Genomic DNA, 21128 nt, shown 5'->3' on the forward strand with positions numbered 1-21128 from the left:
CTGCTGACTTAGTCAAGTCTGACGCTGGGATAACTGCTGTCTTACCTTCTGGGGTTGTGACTGTCGCATTGCCTTTGTCATCTACAACTACTGTTGCATCTGGATTTACAGCTTTAACCTTATCTTCAATCGCTTTCTTCTCAGCATCTGTCAACTTGTCTGGGTTAGCAACTACAGTTTTGTCCGCTGGTTTAACGATGTCGTTGCCTGCGTTTGGTTTAGCTGCATCTGCTGCTGACTTAGTCAAGTCTGACGCTGGAATTACTGCTGTCTTACCTTCTAGGGTTGTGACTGTCGTATTTCCTTTATCGTCTACTACTACAGTTGAACCTGGGTTGACTGCTTTAACCTTATCTTCGATGGCTTTCTTCTCTTCTGGAGTTAACGCATCTGGATTTGCTACTACTGTCTTATCAGCTGGTTTAACGATGTCATTGCCTGCGTTTGGTTTCTTAGTATCTTCAACAGTACGTACTAATTCTTCTACAGGAATCACTTGTGTTTGTCCATCTGGAGTTGATACTTTAGCATTTCCTTTTTCATCTACTGTTACTACAGAATTTGGATTTACTGCTTCTACAGCTGCTTTAATTTTCTCCTTCTCAGCATCTGTTAATTTAGCTGGATCTGCTACAACCACTTTATCCGCTGGTTTAACTACATCATTTCCTGCTTTTGGTTCATTTGCTGTATCAGAAGTTTTCACAACTTGTTCAGGAGTGATGATTTCCTGATGACCATCTGGAGTTGTAACAGTAATATTTCCATCTGCATCTTGAGTAATTTCTTTAGCATCTGGATTTACTTTCTTAACAGCTTCTAAGACCTTAGCTTTTTCATCATCTGTTAAAGCACTTGGATCATTTACAAGAACTTTATCAGCCGGAATATTCACTTCACCTACAGCTTTAATAGCCGCTTTATCTGATTCTTCAATTCCATTGACAGCTTCTGCTGTTTTCGCTGCATCTACAGATTTTTTAGCTTGTTCTGCAATCTTGTCTACTTGAGCTTTAAGTTCTTCTTTAGCTTTAGGAGTCAAGTCGTCACGTGCATCAATTGCTTCTTTTTTAGCTTGTGCTTCTTCATCAATTGCTTTACGAGCGTTTGGTTTATCTTCTACAACAGGGACAGATTTTTCGATTTCTTTTTCAGCTTCGTCTTGAAGTTGCTTAACTGCTGCATCTGTTCCAGCTTTATCGATTTCTTTCTTGGCTTCTTCTGCTAGAGTTTTAGCTGCATCTGCTGCAACTTTCTTCTCATCATCTGTAGCATCTGGAGTGTTTTCAATTGCTTTCAATTGCTCAGCTAATTTATCATCGATTGCTTTCTTAGCTGCTGGTTTCGTTACTGCTTCTGGATTTACAGCTGCAACCTCATCTACACCTGTTTTCTTAGCTGTATCTACTGCTTTTTGAGCTTCAGCTGCTTTTTCTGGTGTATCTGCATTGTCTGGTTGTTCATTAATTGCATCTGTTGCTGATTTAGCCTTATCTTGAGCATCCTTCTTAGCCGCGTCTTTTTCTTCTTGCGTTAAATCAGTACGAGCATCGATTTCTGCTTCTTTCTTAGCTAATTCGTCTGCTACTGCTTTCTTAGCCGCTTCTTTCGCTACTGGATTCACTTTCGCAACTTCATCTAATCCAGCTGTTTTCGCTGTATCTACTGCTGCATCTGTTGTTGCTGCATCGATTGTTTCTTTAGCTTTCTTAGCTTCTTCTGTTGCTTTATCTTTAGCTACTTTTTTCTCTGCATCTGTTAAGTCTGTACGGGCATCAATAGCATTATTTTTAGCTGTTAACGCATCGTCGATTGCTTGTTTAGCTTCCGTTTTCTTAACTGCTGCTGGATTTACGGCTGTAACTTCATCTACACCTGTTTTCTTAGCTGCATCCACTGCATCTTGTGCTGTTTTCGCTGCTTCTGGTGTATCCGCTGCATCAGGTTGTTTAGCAATTTCAGCTAATTGTGCGTCAGCTTTATCTTTTGCTTCTTTCTTAGCTGCTGTTTTTTCTTCGTCAGTTAAGTCTGTACGAGCATCGATTTCTTTATTTTTAGCTGTTAATGCATCTGCAATTGCTGTTTTCGCTGCTTCTTTCGCTACTGGAGTTACGTTTGCAACTGCTGTAGTTCCATCTGTTTTAGCTTTATCAACTTCTGCGTCTGTTGTTGCTTTATCAACTGCATCTTTAGCTGCATCTGCTTTTGCTTTTGCAATTTCTTTCGCTTTAGTTTTTTCTTCTGGAGTTAAATCCGTACGAGCATCGATTTCGTTGTTTTTAGCTGTTAATGCATCATCGATTGCTTTCTTAGCTGCTGGTTTCTTAGTCGCTACTGGATCTACAGCTTTAACATCTGCTACACCTTTATCTTTAGCTGCATCTACTGCTTTTTGAGCTGCTGTAGCTTTATCTGCTGAATCAGTAATAGCTGGTTGTGCATCAATTGCATCTGTTGCTTCTTTAGCTTTTGCTTTAGCTTCAGCTTTTGCTGCTGCTTTTTCTTCTGTTGTTAAGTCAGTACGAGCGTCAATTTGCTCTTCTTTCTTAGTCAACTCATCTGCTACCGCTTTTTTAGCTGCTTCTTTAGCTACTGGGTTTACAGATGTTACATCTGCTACACCTTTATCTTCAGCATCATTAACGATTTTTTGTGCTACCACTGCTGCGTCTGCAGTATCCGCATTATCAGGTTGAGCGTTAATCTTAGCTAATTCAGCATCTGCTAATTTTTGAGCTTCATCTTTAGCAGCTTTTTTCTCAGCATCTGATAAATCTGTACGTTTGTCGATTTCAGAATTTTTAGCCGTTAAAGCATTCGCAATTGCTTCTTTAGCATTTTCTTTCGCTACTGGGTTTACTTTTGCAATTTCTCCAGTACCAGCTGTTTTAGCTTGATCTACTGCATCGTTTGTTGTTGCAGCATCAATAGCTTTAGTTGCTTCTGCTGCTGCCGTATTATTTTTCGCGATAGCTGCATCTTTTTCTGCTTGTGTTAGATTTTGGATTGCTTTAATCGCATCTTCTTTAGCTTTACGAGCTGCTTCAACATCTGCTTTTGCTGCGTCTTTCTTAGCTACTACTGGGTTATCTGCTGCAATTGCACTTGTTCCTGCGTTTTTAGCCGTATCAAGAGCTGTTTTTGTAGTAGCATCATTAATTGCTGTTAATGCTTTTTCTTTATCAGCATTTACTTTAGCAACTGCTGCTGCTTTTTCTTCATCAGTAGCGTTTGGAGTAGCGTTAATTGCTGCAATTTTCTCATTTGCTGCTGTGTTTACTGCATCGATAGCAGGTTGTTTATCTAATTTAGTGAAGTCTGTTAATGGTCTTACATCTTTAGAACCATCTTTATATGTTACTACTAAGTTGTTACCATCTTTTGTAATTGTATCAATCTTAGAATCTTTGTCGGTTACTTCTTGTCCACGTTTAGCTTCTAAGTTTTTATCTTCATTTGTTTTAGAAAACTCAATCTTAATCTTTTCTTTAATTGCATTAAACTCATCATCAGTTACAGCCGTTGGATCAGCTACTGCTACTTTATCAGATTCATCCAAGTCTTTAATATCATATTTTGCTGTTTGAGCTTTTAATTTAATAGTAAACGCACCTGGATCTGTAGCATAAGTATTTCCTTTAGCTGTATTTTCAATAAATGCCCCATCTGTATCAGTTGCTGTTGCATAACGAGTTACAATTGTAAGTTCTTGAGCTGGTTCTTTAGGGAATTTACTCTCAGCAATTCCAGAGTTATCTTTTGAAATGTTACCTTTAATTTTTACAATAGCTGGATTTTCTGCTGTTGCTGGTGTTTCTGTAGAAATTTTTTCAACTGTTGTATTGTACTCATTATCTAAAACATCAGGATTGGATGCATCTTTAGCTGGTGAATCCTGATTCCCACCACGTTTAATTGTCGCAGATGCTATTTTCCCTGAATCATCTGTAAATTTAACAGGAATTTCAAAATCTTCGTTCGCATATACGTAAACGTCTTTTTTACCGTCTACTGAGTATGGAATCTCCACTGTTGGAGCAACATTCGTACGTGCAAAGTCAGTTAATGGTAATGTATCTGTAGATCCATCGTTATACGTTACCACCATATTATTAGCTACTTTTTCAACAGATTTAATCTTGTCGGCTTTATCGTCAACATTTTGACCTTGTTTCGCAACTAAGTTAGCATCTGTATTCGTTTTAGAATAGTGAAGTTTGATGTTTGCATTGTTTGCACCAACTATTTTTGCGAACTCTTCAGCTGTTACATTATTAGCATCAACTACTGGGAACTTAGCAGATTCTTCTGCTGGAGTTGTAACATCATATTTTTGAGTTTGTGGCTTAAGCATGACACGGAAGGCATGGTCGTTAGCGGCATCCTTTCCAGAACCAGCGAATTTTGTTCCTTCGACATCTGTAACTGTCACATAACGCCAACCTAAAGGCAGCCCCTGTGGAGTTTCTCCTTTTGTTGCTGCGTCTAGTCTATCTTGTGATAAATTATCTACTGCCTTCGGAGTACCTGAGTATCTGATAACCGCTGGTGTCGCATCCGATGCTGGTGTTTCAGTTTTAAACTCGTTTGCTGTATATCCATACTGAGTATTGATTTTATCAGTCTCACCGTCTACAGGTTTGAAAGCATTGCTTCCCCATTGTTCCAGTGTGGCTTTTGAAACCTTATCCGAATCATCTTTGATTTTAATATCAAACGAGTTCTCTTCTGCACCATAGACATAGATTTCTCGTTTAGCTTCATCTGAGTATGGAATCTCTACGACTGGATCGACGTTTGTACGTGCCACATTTGAAAGTGGAGTTTCATCTGTCGAATCGTCAGTATATGTTACTACTACTTTTTTGCTTGTAGTATCAACATCAATACTTTTTACTATTGAGCTTTGATTGTCTACAAGTTGTCCTTTTTTAGATTCTAATCTTGCATCTGTACTTGTTTTAGAATGTTCAATTTTAATCTGAGCTTTAATTTTAGCAATATCTGCTTCAGTTAAGCTATCAATATTTGAAACGGCAATCTTATCAGCATTTGATTCTGGCAATTTGATGCTATATTTGTATGTTTGAGATTTAAGGACAATCTTAAAGTATCCATCTGCATTTACACCACTTCCAGAAGCAGACATTGTCGATCCATCTTTTGCTGTTACACGAAGGTAACGATCCCCCATTGCAAAGTTTTGAGCTTCAGTTTTATTATAGGCAGGTTTACTCATGATAAGTTCATTCGGTTGCCCTGTCATTCTTACTGTTAATGGGGTATCTGTTTCTGTAGTGATCTTTTCGAAGTTATATCCATATCCATCTGTTACAGTTGTGTCATTTACAGTTGTGAACTTTTGACTTGATGCTTGTGTTGTTTCTACGTATGTGACTTTGTTTGTTGATGAATTGATTTTAAATTCTACATTAGCCTCTTCTTTGTTATAAACGTAGATTTCTTTTGTAGTATCATTTGAAAACTCTGTAGTGTAAGTAATATTACCTACAGTTTTTGAAGTTTCAGCACGGAAAGCATTGTTTTTGTCTAATGCTTGTCCATTACGTTCGTCTTTTGAACCTGAGTTTTCGATTGAGTTAGATTCTGATTTAGGTTCAGTATTTTCTGCTGTTTTACCTACAGTTGGTTGTCCGTTAGTTGTGTCTACTACTGGAGTCTCTTGTTTCTCTACAGGTTTGTTTCTTAATCTAGCGTTAGCTGTAGTGACAAGTTTGCTGTAAGCTTGTTTTAGTTCAGCTTGAGTAGTTGCATTCGCTAATGTAGCTTTTGCAGCTTCTAAGTCAGCTTTTAATACTGCAACACTTTCTTCTGTTTTGTTATCGTAAGAACCGTTAGAAAGTTTTGTCTCAATTTCTGAAATGTAGCTTTCAAGTTGGGTCTTGTCCAAAGTTGGAGTTGTTGCTTCTACAGATGTCTCTTGTTTGCTTAGTTCATTAGCTGATACAGCTCCATTCCCCAAGAACATGAAAAGAGCAGCGACCGCTACACTAGCCGCCCCAAAACTATATTTACGGATCGAGTAACGCGTGACCTTTTCACGGTGCAGACGTTCAACACGACTCATAGATGGTTTGTTTTCCATTATTTTCTTTTCTCCTTTTATAAGGTTAATTGATTTGATTTCCACATGACACCTGCACACAGAAATCTACAATTTGTATTTTATCTTATTTTCAATATATATGCAAATGATTTGATTTTAAATTTTCGCAAAAAAAAAAAAAGCGTTTTGGGAAAGTAAGGAATTTTCAGAAAAATCAAATCGGTATATTTTCTCGTTTTTATAAATAAATAATTCACATGTTTTTATAATAAATTTGCTTTTGTTTTAATTCCATCCATAAAGATAGCGCATTCATATAGGGTTAGTAGAGAAATAAATAAGTTTGAAGGGTCAAATAAATTATTTTTACGCTACATAAGAAAAAATTATTCGTAAAACATATGAACCAAAAATAAAACATGCTACCTCACTTCGGTAACATGTCATCACTTTCTACTTACAACAACGCCTCAAACTCAGCGATGGCCATGCCTAACTGCTGATTGGCAACTTCAGATGTCAGAAGACCTTGGCGAACGAGATTTACTAACATAGTGAAACTTCCTTCAACTTTCCCACGCTCCAGTCCCTGTTCAATACCACGTTCTAATCCCTTTTCTTCAGCTTGTTCCAAGGCATAGTCCTGAGCGAGTAAGGCTTGTTCTTCACGCATACGTAGTTGGCTAAACATCTTCCTGTCCTCCTCGGACCAGCTCTTATAGTCCAGCAGTTGGTCTGCCTGACTGATGGCTCGCTCAGGTTGTTGGGTAAAGGGCTTATTCCCAAAAAACTCCAACCATGGTTTGCGAACCTTGTCCTTGCTGGTTTCTCTGTATTTTTTTAATTCCAAGAATGCCATCTTGACTAGTATTGGTGATGGTCTTACAACAACGCCTCAAACTCAGCTACGGTCATGCCCAATTGTTGGCTGGCAACCTCTGCGGTTAAAAGACGTTGACGAACCAGATTTAGTAGCATAGACAAACTACCTTCAATTTTCCCACGTTCTAGTCCCTGTTCAATGCCCTCTTCGCGACCACGTTCTAAGCCTTTTTCTTCAGCTTGCTCCAAAGCATAGTCATGAGCCAATAGCGCTTGTTCTTCACGCATACGTAGTTGACTAAACATCTTTCTGTCCTCCTCGGACCAGCTCTTATAGTCCAGCAGTTGGTCTGCCTGACTGATGGCTCGCTCGGGTTCTTGGGTAAAGGGTTTATTCCCAAAAAAACTCCAACCACGGTTTACGAACCGCATCTTTGCTGGTTTCTCTGTATTTTTTTAGTTCCAAGAACGCCATCTTGACTAGTATTGGTGATGGTCTTACAACAACGCTTCAAACTCAGCTACGGTCATGCCCAATTGTTGGCTGGCAACTTCAGATGTCAGAAGACCTTGGCGAACGAGATTTAGTAGCATAGACAAACTACCTTCAACTTTTCCACGTTCAAGACCACGCTCTAATCCTCTTTCTTCAGCTTGTTCCAAGGCATAGTCCTGTGCTAACAAGGCTTGTTCTTCACGCATACGTAGTTGACTAAACATCTTCCTGTCCTCCTCGGACCAGCTCTTATAGTCCAGCAGTTGGTCTGCCTGACTGATGGCTCGCTCGGGTTCTTGGGTAAAGGGTTTATTCCCAAAAAACTCCAACCATGGCTTGCGAACCTCGTCTTTGCTGGTTTCTCTGTATTTTTTTAATTCCAAGAACGCCATCTTGACTAGATGGTTCTCTCGTCCATTGTTTGTAAGTGTTAAAACCTCACCTGTAGTGTCCTCGCGCATACTAAAGCTATGAAAAGCCAAATCATCTTGGAAGTAATTGCTGTCCACAATAGCGATTGCGTATACTGGAGCAATATGTTTGTAACTCTGGTGAGTATTTCCCTCTCGTTGGCGAATTTTTTCAAGATTTTGATTGACCTGACTGCACAAATAAGCCCACAGGCGATTAATGAAAAAATTCTGATGATGCACCTGAATCTCAATGATAACTTGAGTGCCATTATCTAGTTCAGCTAAAACATCTATACTGGTATAGAAATCCTGAGCCGAGTACGGCAGGGAAGGCAAGACATGAATATTGCTTCCCTCCAAAATAGTTACATTTTTAGCTGATAAGTCCAGCATATCGCGAATAAATTGACAAGTGATTTCTGGATTACTGAAAATTTTCTTAGCAACCAAGTCATTAGTTGGGCTGATGCCTGGATGACGTACAGTCATACTTTTCCTCCTTTTATTATACCACAGTTTTAAATCTAAGCTCACTAGATTCACTGCTACTATCTATTTATTCGGAAAGGAAATGAATTGTGAAGATATTTTATCTCGTTTCAACTAAAATATGAGCTTGATCAACCAGTTGTCCATTAACAGTCAGATTCAGATAGAAATCGAGGGTCTTATCAGCAACAAAATACAGGGTTGGTAGGCACAAATCTTTTCTGCTTTCCCCTACTTGGAATTGAAGGACTTGAATCTCGTCCTGATAGACGACACCATGAACACCTGTCCCTGGTTGAATCGAAATCTTAGCTTCCAAAGGGGTACTACTTTCGCTACGTTCAATCCTAAAATGAAGAGTCTCTCCCTTTGTCACAGCTAGACTTTTTTCTGCAAATGCTAGTCCCTGAACAGCTACTTTTTGTGATAAGCTCGGAGTGTTATAGAGGGCAATCTTGGTCAATACAGGCATAGATTGTGCCTCTGTAATGATCACGCGCACCTTCTGTGCCTCTACTAGTGGACCTCGCAAGAGGCGCTTTTGACCAACTGTAAAGCCCATGCCAAATTCTTGCCAGACGCCATCCACCTCTACTTGCAGATAAAAAGCAGCGATTCGTTGCCCTAGCTTCAAATCTTCTCTTAACTCAATGACATCAAAAGTTTTCGGTGACCCTAAGTCAAGTTCTAACTGGATGGGCAAATCTGCATCGCTTGCCCAAGAACTAGTCTCAAGACCATCTGTTAAATGGTGACAAGCAAAGTCTGCGGAAAGAGCAGGACCAGATACCTCAGCTCCCAGAGCCAAATCTTCTTTATAGAGCTCATTACGATAAGCTTCAAATTCATAAAGTCGTTCAACATCCTTTGTATCAAAGAGACCATCTTGATTCGGCGGAATATTAAGCAGGAGTGGAGTTCCTCTCCCAACCGAGTGAAAGTAGATTTCTACCAATTCCTCGAGAGACTTAGGATCCTGGTCCTCGTGGTAAAACCAGCCTGGCCGGATGGAGACATCTGCCTCACCGATTGAAAAAAACGTGCCTGAGGGATCTCCGTGCTGAAGATAGTCTAACTCTGCTTCTGTTCCTAGTTTGTCAGGATTCACCTTTTGCCATAGAGGGGGTCACCTGCATATCCTCGTTCATTACCAATCCAGCGAATACTGGTGCCTTCTGTTGAAAAAATCAAGCAATCGCCCTGCAGGTCACGAATGGTTTCAAACCATTTTTCAAATTCATAATTGACCTTTTGAGCGCCCTCTCCTCTAGCACCATCCATCCAGACCTCAGCAAATTTCCCTGCATTGCCATAGGCAGGATTTGATAAAATCTCCTTCAGCTGGGCCAGATAATAGGCATTATAGTCCGCTTCTCGCTCCACATGGTAGAGAGGACTGTGGGCATCCCAAGGTGACAGGTAGACTCCCATATCCATATCAAACTCAGTAGCAGCTTGGGATACTTCAAGGAGCAAGTCCCCCTCTCCACTCCTCCAAGGACTGGCCTTAACCGAATAATCTGTATGAGCTGTCGGATAGAGGACAAAGCCATCGTGGTGCTTGACCACCAAAATCAACTTTTTGAAGCCCGTTTCCTTGAGTACACGCACCCACTCACGCGCATCTAGCTTTATTGGATTGAAGCGTTCAGGATTTTCCTGACCTGTCCCCCATTCCTGATTATAAAAGGTATTGGGGCCAAAATGGATAAAGGCTGCTAGTTCATACTCTAAATACGCTAGCTGGGCCTGACTAGGCAAGGGTCCATGTGGTTTTATTTCTCTTACCATACTACTTCCTATCTACATTTTTCTTTACTTTTTTGGCATGTACTTGCAATTCTGTTAACGCTAGTGGATTTACCAAGTTTTCAAATCGAAGACGAAGGGCATAGGTCTCCACCTTGTCAAATTCAAAACGAAACTCTTCATCCTTGTCACTTGACACTTTTCTAATAGCTGATACAGGTCGCCAATTCTCCTCTTGTTTGAGCAGAGAATCCTTATCCAAATGATTCGGAGTCCGAGGCAAACTAGGCTCATTCCCTACATAATAATCAATAAAAGTCGGATCCATCGCCACGTATTCTTGATTCTCAACATAATACAAGATCAGGTTATCCACAAATCGCGGTTTTAAAATCCCTGCATCTCCAAAAAGAATGCCCACACTGGCTTGCTCTGACTTGACAATCCAGGTATTGGCTATCGATTTTTTCCGAGCAATGACCTTGTCATTGAGGTAGGAGGCTGGGTGATTCGGCTCTGAGTGGGAAGCAAAGACCAGAGGCAGGTTAGATCCTGTCCACTGATTGGAAATAACTTCCCCGTCTACACTGGCATCTGTCACATGGATGGTGACTGTTGCTGGTAACTTACATCCCGCTACTTGTCCTGTAAGTACACATTCTCCTACCTGAGCATAGACTTGGGGTTCGAGTTCATCCCAAGTCACCTTGGCCGTATCTCGTCTACCATCTGATAAGACTAGCTTAACTCGGTCTGGTAAGTGTGGGGCTTCCTTGACAAGCGTCCAAACCCTTTCAGGCTCAATAGCACAAATCCCTTGGATACAAACCTGAGCAGAAGCCTTTAAATCCAGACCCTCTAGCTGACCAGATACCGTAAACTCATGAAATCTTGCCAAATCTTCTTCGGATATTGCCTCCCAAACAACCTTGACTCGTTTTGCACTACCGAACTCATAGTCCACCAAGACCGAAGATGGAAGCTGTGGATAAGTACCCTTATCTGTATACGCGCGAAGTGGTCGTACAAAAACTGCCTGCCCTAGTGAGGTATTCTCTGCAACCTGCAAATGAGTTTGATAGATCTTCCCTTGATAAAAGGCGCGAATAGACAAGTCGCCTGCAGACAAGCAATGAAGCACTCCCTGCTTAATAATGGCGTGGGCACTACCACTCGTCTTCCAAATCACTTCACTATTCCCCACCTTGTTCACAGGGTTATCCACAGTTTGTGGATAAAGTCCAATAGCTGGGGAATCCCCTTCTTGCAAACCTGCCTGATCGTCCACTCGAATCTCAAACAAGCGCTGATTTTTCACTGGCTGGCAATCCAAAGCCTCTCCCACTAAGAAATCAAAACTTGCTGGCTCTAGCCCTCTGGCACTAGCTTTTACTCTTACTAAACCTGCCTGCTCCAAGCTCTGAACCAAAAGGACACCTCTTCCATGAAAGGCTTTCCGCTTAAACCGACCATTTTTCTGAGCCTGATAACGTTCACGACTGGCCTGCCTACCGTTATCCACACCCACAATGCGAGCTGGTGCTTCAATTTCAAAATGAAGCTGATTGGAAGCATTTGGCACCCAATTTCCATCCTTGTCCAATACATCAAAATAGAGATAGAGGAGGTCTTGCCCATCTGGCTCCAGTTGTGTTTTCTCGGCATGTAACCCGATTTTGGCTGCCTTACCTGCAGTCACCGCCCTATCTTCTGCCACAATCTGACCTTGACGGTCATAGGCCACAGCATGCAATTCTCCTGATTGATAAGCCAAACGCCATTCGAGATAGAGTTGGTCAGCTCCTTCTCCCTCTTGGTATTTTCGACCGTCTGAAGTCCATTTTTCCTGAAAGGTTTTCAGACCTTGGGATTTTCCATTGAGAAATAGCTCTACCGAACCAGCATTTGAATACACTCGAACAGGGATATCCCCATACTTATCCACAACTTGTTGATAACTCTTGTGGATTTCCCAATTCCAATGGGCCAGGATATGAACCATGGGATGCTGATTACCATCCAACCACTGACTTTGGTAGAGATAATAGTCATTTTTGGGAATTCCTGCCGTGTCCACTATCCCAAAATAGGAACTCTTTACAGGCGTGTCATTTTGATTGTGCCAAGGAGTCGGCTCTCCGATATAGTCCACTCCTGTCCAAATAAACTGACCTGCGTAGTCTAGCCGATCTCTATCTGCTATCCAAGAAGCCGTCGCTGTCTTCCCCCAAGGAACCCGATCATTGCCATAGTCTGACTGTTCAAAATTCCGAACGCGGCGATTATCCCCAACCCATTCCTTATCTGGTCGAAAATAGCTATCACGCGTTCGGGTAGCCGATGAGGTTTCAGACCCGTAAAGTCGCCACTTGAGATGTCTTTTGCGAATCGCGTCAATATTATCTTCCGAGTAATTTAAGCCCACTACATCCAGCAAATTGGCTATCTTTTCATGACCTCCAGAACCATCGCCAAAGCGGAATTGATCCATTCCCATGGTCACAAAACGGCTATCATCAACCTCCTTGACCCTTCCCAGCAAGCGTTTGATAGTCTTCAATGAATGAGCATCGCCATTTGCTTCGCTGATTTCATTTCCCAAGGACCACATAAAAATCGCTGGATTGTTCTTACCACGTTCAATCATGGTGCGCAAATCATAATCTGACCAGAAATCGCCTGCTTTCGCTTCTGGATGAGTCGCTTCTTTCTCAAAAAAGCGACCATAGTCATATTCTTTCTTGCCTCCATACCAGGTATCAAAGGCTTCTTCTTGGATGAGTAGCCCCATTTTGGCAGCCACATCCAGCAAAATACTACTAGCTGGATTATGGGTGACTCGAATCGCATTGACGCCCATTTCCTTCATCTGGCGCAATCGTCTCTCAGCAGCTGACCTGTTTTCCACAGCTCCCAGCGCTCCATAGTCATGGTGCAGACAAACCCCATGAATCTTCAACCAGCGACCATTTAGAAAGAAGCCCTTATCCGCTTGCCAATCCATATAGCGGTAACCAAAGGTTTCCTCTTCTTCATCAACCAAAATGTCATTTTTGTAAAGGCGAGTCTTCAATTGGTGAAGGTGAGGATGTTCAATATCCCAAAGCAAAGGTTGGAAAATTGATATGGCTTGTTGGAAAGAATATTTGTCCCCAGCTTCAATCACTACAGAGTCTGTTGCCTGCCAGTCTGAAACCTGTTGTCCATCATACCAGATGCTCTGTACTAAATACACCGACACGGACTGAGATCCATCATTTGAAACCTTGCTTTCAAGCTGAGTCTCCACCCATCCATCTCTTTGTTCCTCGAGCTTGGGACTTGCTATCTTAATCCCATACAAATCCAGATGCACCAGATCTGTAATCAACAATTTTACTTCTCGGTAAATACCGCTACCAGAGTACCAACGACTGCTAGGTTGCTGATTTTCCACAAAAACTGCAAGCTGGTTGGCTGTCCCATCATTTCTTAGATAAGGCGTGATATCATAAGAAAATGGTGTATAGCCATTGGGATAATAGCCCAGCGCTTGTCCATTGATATAGACTTGGGAATTCATGTAAAGCCCGTCAAAGAGCAAACGCACCGATACAAGACTGGCATCTTCTTCCAAGTAAAACTGCGTCCGGTACCAAGCCTGCCCCCCGTTTAACTGACCACCCTCATTTTGCGCTGGCGAATACTGGTCAAAATCATTGTAAATACTCCAGTCATGTGGCACTTGAATAGCCTGCCAATTTTCCCTCTGAAAATCCGACTCCAAGGCCTCTTCCTTCCCCACCTCTTGGCTAAAAAACCAGTGATTTCGTAAAACTTCTTCTCTTCTCATACAAGCATTCCTCTTTAAACGACTCTAATGATTTGACTATAGCACAAAACAAAAGCGCTTTCAATAGTTCATCCATCACTCCCTAAATACTCAGAAAAGATTCTATAATTTGTGGAAAAGTCTGAAAATCATTCCATATTCAAGCAAACTGTAATTTTCAAGAAATAAGGTCGAACCTTACAAGAGCGCAAAAAACACCCCTCTGAATGTTCATTCCAGAGAGATGTCCCTTTTGTCTTAGCTATTGTAAATCGACTGTCTAAAGTCATCTGAATCTTTGAGATAAGCTTTATAAATCGCTTTTTTCAGTTTTTGAACTGGTGTTTCGATAAAGCTATAGGTGTGAGCAGTTGTTTTGCCTGCCTTAATCTGTTTCAACTCCTCTTGGACAGCTTTCTGCATCAATTCACTTAACTTCTGACTTGTCAGACTTATTTCCTGATCTTCATATTGGATTGTCAAAGGTTTCAATTGATTGAGCCTATCCACTCTTTCCTTGATCTGTGCTTTTTTGAACTCAGCATAGCTCTTACCATTCAAAATGTTATTGAAAATGTAAGTATCAGATAAAGGCTTGTTCTCAGACTCTGCTGCTTGCTTATATTGATTTGAAACATAAGGAACAAATCCTTCATAATAACCCAAAGCAGCCATCAATTCAAAGGCTTGTTTTCTAAAGGTGATATCCCCACTCATACCTTTATCATTTTCACTAACTCCAAAAATTGTATCAAACATATCAACAGTATAGTAACCATTTGCTGCAATTTTACCTTTATCTGAAAAACCAGCAATGATATAACGATTAACCATGATATGATTGTCAATCAAACTATCAATATCTGTCAATTTTTTGGCATCTTCTAAGGTCAGAGCTTGAATCTCCTCACTCTTATGAGTCGGTTTAACTGCTGGATTACGGTAATCTACCCAAGTTCTAGAACCTGTTGAAGTGATTGGCATTATTTTTTTGAAATAACTCATCTTGTCTTCTGCAGATAAGTTTCTACTTGCCTCTGCTTCTAGGTAATCTAGAGTATAAAGAACATCAAAACTTCCCTTCATGTAAGATTGCAAATCTTCTGCCGTTTTAAATCGATCAGGTGTTTTATTGTAAAATCCATTCTTATCACTCTCATCATATACAAAATTGAGATTGAAATAAGTATCTTTTTCTGGATTATAGGAGTTTTCAAAAATACCACGCGCATAAAACTCTGCTCCTGTACCATCTCGACGACTGTGATTATTAAACAAGACCGTTCTATCCAGTAAGTGCGTCATTTCATGAGAATAAGTAGCTGAACCTCTATCATCCAGAACCCTATCTATAAAGTAACGGACACCTAATCCGTTAGCCTCAGCTCCCACCTTACTTACTGGAGAATAGTAATTCATAGGAGTCATAAATTGGTCGACTCCCTTATCAACTCCACTACCAGAAGCTGGTGACCAAGTGCTATCAATCTGGGCATTTTGATTGCTTGTATATTTCTTCATCGTATCAATAATCAAGCGATTTGTCAGCAACTTATCACGATTTTCTGGTTTTGTTATACGATAAAGAGTATCAACATAGTTGGCTTGTTGTACAGCCGCTTTTTCAATTAAAGACTTGACTCTAGCAAGCTCAGCCTGATACTTAGTTGGATTAGACTGGGCAAGAGAAGTATCTATATAGGAACCAATATTACCGTAAGTAATCGTCGCCATATTACTAATCACGTAAACATGTGGTTCTTTCACATTCAAAAGTCCCAAAATAGCAGCCATATTGGCCTCTTGTTTACGAGAATCCTTTTCCCCAGCGGTCAACTTGCTATATAGCCCGACATGCGCTGAAGGATTTTCCTTAGATGGTTTTTCAACAATCATAGCTTGGCTAGATTTTTTAAGCCAAGTATCCGCATCATCTGACGTAAAGAGTTGGCGATTGCTGTCTAAAAATTCCTTCAAACTATCCTTACCTGTAATAGTAGATAAATACTTTGTAAATGTTTGAGGACTATTGGTCAATTTCATCTCTTCATAAGACATGGATCCTAATTTCTTCAAACTATCCAAGGCTGTCATTGTCTTATTACCAAATGAGCTTGGATTAAAGGCCAAAATATCACGAATATTCGTGTCCCCAAATTGAATATTATAAAAACGATTGATATAAGACAGTCCCAACAAGATCTGCTCTTTATATTGCTCAAGCTCTTGTTTGACCTTGCTGCGATTTTCAGGGGTATCTCCTATAATCCCCAAAGTATGAGAGGCAATCTTTTTGAAACTTGACTCAGCTTGCATCTTCGTCTGATCAAAGCTTTCTTGAATTGACAGTTTTTGAAGATACTCTGTGCGCAACATATCTTTGACCTCTTGGTCAGTGATATTTGGGCGTGTTTTTCTGAGCGCAATTCTCTTTGTTATAATATCTCGAGGATCATAGACAGGCTCCAACTGTGCTTTTAGTTTACTGTCATGTAAGAAATCTACTGATCTCGTGCTTGTGGTCAGAGCAGACACATCCACAGCATCTTCTCTCTCACTATTTGCTGGAAGGATGTGTGGTTTATCCTCCTGACTACCAACTAAAATAACTCTCGGTTTCATTGGTTTTGTTATTTGACTCACTTCTTGAGGATTAACCAATTCACCAGTTTGTTCATTGATAGCGTATGTTCTGGTAAGTGTATTCTCACCAACTTCTCCTTCAGAGGCTACCTTTTCTATATTTTTAGCAAGTGAAGAATCCTCTCTTCGCTCCTCAGTAACAGCAATCGGTTGTATTACTTTTTCCACATTACCAACTTGAATCACTTTATCGACTGCTGGATTTACTTGTCTAGTGGTGTCAGACACCGTCACCTGACCTGTTGCCTTGTCTAGTTGATAAGTCGTCCTAGTTTCCACCGAACCATCACGCCCTGCAACCGCTACTTTCTCTTGTCTGAACTCCAAAGCAGGATTCACCTGATAGATCGTTTTATGAGATAGGACAGTAGTTTCAACACTCGGTTTAGTTCCAACTTCTACAACTTGATCAACTTTGTTAGCTACTATTTTGACAGTTTTATTCTCAGAAATATTTCCACTTGCTTGATCTTTAGTATAGGTAGTAGTAACTTGTTCTTGTCCCTCAACACCCGGAATCTTTACTCTTGTAACGCCGTGGTCTAGTGCCTCATTCTTTTCATAAATTGTTTCATAAGGAAGGACTTTGGTCTCTACTTTGGTCTGAGGAAGTTGAGTGTCTTCTTTATACTCTGGGAGATCCTCCTGTATCTCAGGCTCACCGGAAACGCCACCTTCATATGACGGAAGAGAAGGTTCTACCAATGATTCGCCGGAAACACCACCCTCATAAGACGGAAGGGACGGTTCCACCAAGGATGCACCGGGAACACCGCCTTCATAAGACGGAAGGGACGGTTCCACCAAGGATTCACCAGAAACACCGCCTTCATATGACGGAAGAGATGGCTCTACCAAGGATTCGCCAGAAACACCGCCTTCATATGATGGAAGCATTGGTTCTACCAAGGACTCATCGGAAACACCACCCTCATATGATGGAAGCATTGGTTCTACCGAAGGCTCGCCGGAAACACCACCCTCATAAGATGGAAGGGGTGGTTGGACTTCCGGGGCTGTGCTTATGCCATTTTCTTGAGGTTCCTTCTCTTTTGTCCCGATCAGAATCACCTGAGTAACTGGTTCACGAAGCACTTCTCTCCCTACTTCATTTCGCGTAACAATACCATCAATAATCCTTACTTCTGTTAAGATTCGTTCTTGTCCCTTGGCACCTTCTATAGAAATTCTTTTTTCTCCCTTAGCCAGAGTTGGGTCAGACTGCAATTGAGTTTCAAACTCTATCTCCCCTACCCTAACTTCCAGTTCTGGCTTGTCTTCAATAACAGTTTTCATTCCTTCATCCAGTACTTTTTTAGACTCAATACTCATACTTTTTTCAGGAGATGGATTTAAAACGGGCGCAACTGCGTAGGTTGGTTGAGAAGATTGCACAAGATCCTCAGTCGAATCAAATTGAGATGCAGTCTGTGGTACAATCTTCTTAGACTGAGATTCTGAACTTTCCTCCTTTTGAGATAATGCTGGCGATTCTACCTTATCAGCAGAAAGTTCCTTGCTAGCACTATCTCTTACCAAATAATATCCCGTAAATTCATATCCTTGGACTGTTTCAGGACTTGGTAAAAACTGACCTTCTACTCTCTTAACAAGGGCTGGTTGCAATTCTACCAGATTTTCTAAAGCAGAGATGGATGCTCCCCAGCCACCAACAGCAAAGACGGTCACAAGGAAGTAAGACGCTCCCTTTTTTCTCTTGATTAAAGTGAAGGAAAGCAATAATAATCCTGCTCCCAAGATAAACATCCCATCATTAGAAAACAGACCTGTTTCTGGTAATCTTGTAGCCAATTTTCGATAGACAAAATAGTATTCTTTTCCCTCTTCTACCTCAATCTTATTTTCTTCAAACCATTGCAACTCAGATTTCAGCTTTTCAGATAAATCCTGCTCATCCAAATAATGACTTGAAATTAGTGTTGAAGTCGTTTCTGTAGCCTGTACAGGTTGAGCACCCATACCAGCAAAAAATAAACTCGTTCCTAGCAAGACCGAACAAGCTCCTATTGTATATTTTCTCAAAGAAAAACGCTGCTTTCTCTCAAATTGAAATTCTTTCATCCCATATCCTATCATTCATTATTACTGTATATTTAGTATATCAGAAATAGTTTGTATTCACAAATCTTTCTAGTTATTCCCTTATCATTCCAAGTTAAGGGAGACAACATACAATAATTTTTATTTAAATGTATATCAATGTTCTTTGCTTTTCTTAACAAAAGCAATACAAAAAGAGCCTGTTGCCAAGCTCTTTATACTCAATGAAAATCAAAGAGCAAACTAGGAAGCTAGCCGCAGGCTGTACTTGAGTACGGCAAGGCAACGCTGACGTGGTTTGAATTTGATTTTCGAAGAGTATTAATCTATTATTTCTTCTCAGCGCGAAGGGCTGACAAGATTTGTGTACGGATATCATCCACACCATTTGGTGTATTTGGTAAAAAGATGGTTTGATTGCCTTTTGCAGCAAAAGTGTTCAAGGTATCCAAATACTGGTTGGTCAAGAGGATGGACATGATTTGTTCTTCTGTCATACCAACATTGGCTTCCTTGAGTTCTGTGATAGACTCTGCCAATCCATCCACAATCGCCTTACGTTGTTGGGCAATCCCCACACCATGAAGGCGATCCTTTTCTGCTTCGGCTTCAGCTGCAGTGACGATTTTAATCTTGTCGGCTTCCGCTAATTCTTGCGCTGCGACCCGCTTACGTTGCGCCGCATTGATTTCATTCATGGATTGCTTGACTTCTGCATCTGGCTCCACCTTAGTAATCAAGGTTTTCACGATAATGTAGCCATAAGTGGTCATTTCTTCTGCTACTTGGTGTTGAACTTCAAGGGCAATCTCATCTTTTTTCTCAAACAATTCATCCAAGGTTAATTTTGGAACAGAAGAGCGAAGGGCGTCTTCGATATAAGATTTAATTTGAGATTCTGGACGCATGAGTTTATAGTAAGCATCTGTCACGCTCTGCTCGTTGACACGGTACTGAGTCGCCACATTCATCATAACGAACACATTGTCCTTGGTCTTAGTCTCAACCACAATATCGCTTTGCAACAAGCGCAACTGAATCCGCGCTGCAATCGAGTCAATCCCAAAAGGCAATCGAATATGAATACCGCTATTGGCAACCTTTTGGTATTTCCCAAAGCGTTCAATAATCGCCACCGACTGCTGACGAACCACATAAACTGTACTCAGTGTGACTATCACCAATAGGAGCACACAAACCACCACAAAAATCATCAAAAATGTTGCCATTATTGCGACCTCCATCATTATTTTTTCCTGTATTATAGCACATTTAAAGAAGGTTGTGCAGTTTTTACTGCGATTTTTTCTGAAATGTCAATAATTAGAGGTGAAACTACATTTCAAGTTAATAATCGCTTTTTTCATTACATTATCTTTATCCATATTCAGGGAATAGCTTGCCTTAACTTTTCCCTCGTGCTATACTATTTATTGAAATGAATAAATAGGAGATATTTCATGAAAACAGCAAAAACTACTGTTACCATCCTTTCTGCACTTGCTTCTGTCGTCTTATTGGCTAGTTGTGCAACAAAGTCTACAGAAACACAGACAAGCAATAATAGCTCATCTGATAATCAAATTACAATGACATATGACCAACTACGGTCAAGAGAAAACACTATGTCAACCCTTTGGTACCAAAAATCAGCTGAAACTAAAGCTTTATACATACAGGGTTATAACGTTGCAACAAAGCACCTAAAGGAATTGCTCAAAACAGAATCAGACAAACCTTACTCTATCGTTTTAGACTTGGATGAAACTGTCCTAGATAATAGCCCTTATCAAGTACAAAATGTCAAAGACGGTACAGCATTCACACCCGAAAATTGGGATGTTTGGGTTCAAAAAGCTTCAGCAAAAGCCGTCCCAGGTGCCAAAGATTTTCTTCAGTTTGCTGATCAAAACGGTGTCCAAATCTACTATATTTCTGACCGCTCAGCTAATCAAGTAGATGCTACCATTAAAAATCTTGAAAGTGAAGGAATTCCTGTTCAAGGACGTGATCATCTCATGTTCTTAGAAAGCGGTGTAAAATCCAAAGAAGGTCGTCGCCAAAAAGTTCAAGAAAAAACAAACCTTATCTTATTATTTGGTGATAACCTCGTAGACTTTGCAGATTTTTCTAAGACTTCTGAATCTGACCGTGATAAACAACTTGAAGAATTGCAAAAAGAATTCGGTGAAAAATTCATCATCTTCCCAAATCCAATGTACGGATCATGGGAATCAGCTGTATACGCTGGTAATAAACTAGATGCTAAAGGTCAAGTAGAAGAACGCCAAAAAGCCTTGCAAGGTTTTGACAAATAAAACAAATAAGCTGATTCTATATAAAATAAAGCTAACTTACAATCTTCAAAAAGTGGATAGGAAGGAATTCTGATAATCAGAAAACTTTTCTATCCATTTTTATAATTGATATAACATCAAGCTTTTATACATCTGATACTATACGTTTTCTGATTTTAAAGACTTTGTCGCCTAGCCCCTGTATTTCAAGCATTAAGTAAGGTTGATGGTCTAAATTTATTGTGGTATACTATTTTTGTCATCGGTTACCGATTACGTT

Annotated in this window: 6 protein-coding genes and 3 pseudogenes; 1 reads left to right on the plus strand and 8 read right to left on the minus strand. The window is 40.5% G+C overall.

The features are described from left to right. From GEZ84_RS07810 to GEZ84_RS07845, 8 genes and pseudogenes are all read right to left on the minus strand, one after another. Positions 1-6106 (minus strand): DUF1542 domain-containing protein (locus GEZ84_RS07810; protein WP_153224120.1); only part of this gene is annotated, 6106 nt, incomplete at its 3' end. A gap of 418 nt (positions 6107-6524) precedes the next feature. Beyond that, positions 6525-6935, minus strand: a pseudogene (locus tag GEZ84_RS07815) (hypothetical protein); the annotation flags it as partial. Between the two features lie 14 nt (positions 6936-6949). Further along, positions 6950-7373, minus strand: a pseudogene (locus GEZ84_RS10895) (hypothetical protein); the annotation flags it as partial. Positions 7374-7387: 14 nt separating this feature from the next. After that, the gene (locus GEZ84_RS07825; RefSeq protein ID WP_153224122.1) at positions 7388-8287 is read right to left on the minus strand and encodes an Rpn family recombination-promoting nuclease/putative transposase; all 900 of its coding nucleotides are present in this window, start codon (positions 8285-8287) and stop codon (positions 7388-7390) included. A gap of 100 nt (positions 8288-8387) precedes the next feature. Further along, positions 8388-10078: pseudogene (locus GEZ84_RS07830) on the minus strand (alpha-L-fucosidase). A 1-nt stretch (position 10079) separates the two neighbouring features. Continuing rightward, entirely contained in the window at positions 10080-13868 is a 3789-nt protein-coding gene (locus GEZ84_RS11080; RefSeq protein ID WP_153224123.1) for a sugar-binding domain-containing protein, read from the minus strand. A gap of 237 nt (positions 13869-14105) precedes the next feature. Then, entirely contained in the window at positions 14106-18572 is a 4467-nt protein-coding gene (locus tag GEZ84_RS07840) for a ZmpA/ZmpB/ZmpC family metallo-endopeptidase (protein WP_153224124.1), read from the minus strand. 308 nt (positions 18573-18880) lie between these two features. Further along, on the minus strand, positions 18881-19765 hold the full coding sequence (locus GEZ84_RS07845; RefSeq protein WP_025172052.1) for an SPFH domain-containing protein: 885 nt from the start codon (positions 19763-19765) through the stop codon (positions 18881-18883). A 246-nt stretch (positions 19766-20011) separates the two neighbouring features. Here GEZ84_RS07845 and GEZ84_RS07850 point away from each other — a divergent pair, with 246 nt between their 5' ends. Then, positions 20012-20869 (plus strand): 5'-nucleotidase, lipoprotein e(P4) family, encoded by an 858-nt coding sequence (locus GEZ84_RS07850; protein ID WP_153224125.1) that lies wholly within the window; start codon positions 20012-20014, stop codon positions 20867-20869. The last annotated feature ends 259 nt before the right edge of the window (positions 20870-21128 follow it).

The sequence above is a fragment of the Streptococcus mitis genome (assembly GCF_009496155.1).
Classification (GTDB): Bacteria; Bacillota; Bacilli; order Lactobacillales; family Streptococcaceae; genus Streptococcus; species Streptococcus mitis_BQ.

Bases quoted from the DNA above. Each gene is read 5' to 3' on its own strand.
- GEZ84_RS07825 (WP_153224122.1), bottom strand. From the start codon at position 8,287: ATGACTGTACGTCATCCAGGCATCAGCCCAACTAATGACTTGGTTGCT.
- GEZ84_RS11080 (WP_153224123.1), bottom strand. From the start codon at position 13,868: ATGAGAAGAGAAGAAGTTTTACGAAATCACTGGTTTTTTAGCCAAGAG.
- GEZ84_RS07840 (WP_153224124.1), bottom strand. From the start codon at position 18,572: ATGAAAGAATTTCAATTTGAGAGAAAGCAGCGTTTTTCTTTGAGAAAA.
- GEZ84_RS07845 (WP_025172052.1), bottom strand. From the start codon at position 19,765: ATGATTTTTGTGGTGGTTTGTGTGCTCCTATTGGTGATAGTCACACTG.
- GEZ84_RS07850 (WP_153224125.1), top strand. From the start codon at position 20,012: ATGAAAACAGCAAAAACTACTGTTACCATCCTTTCTGCACTTGCTTCT.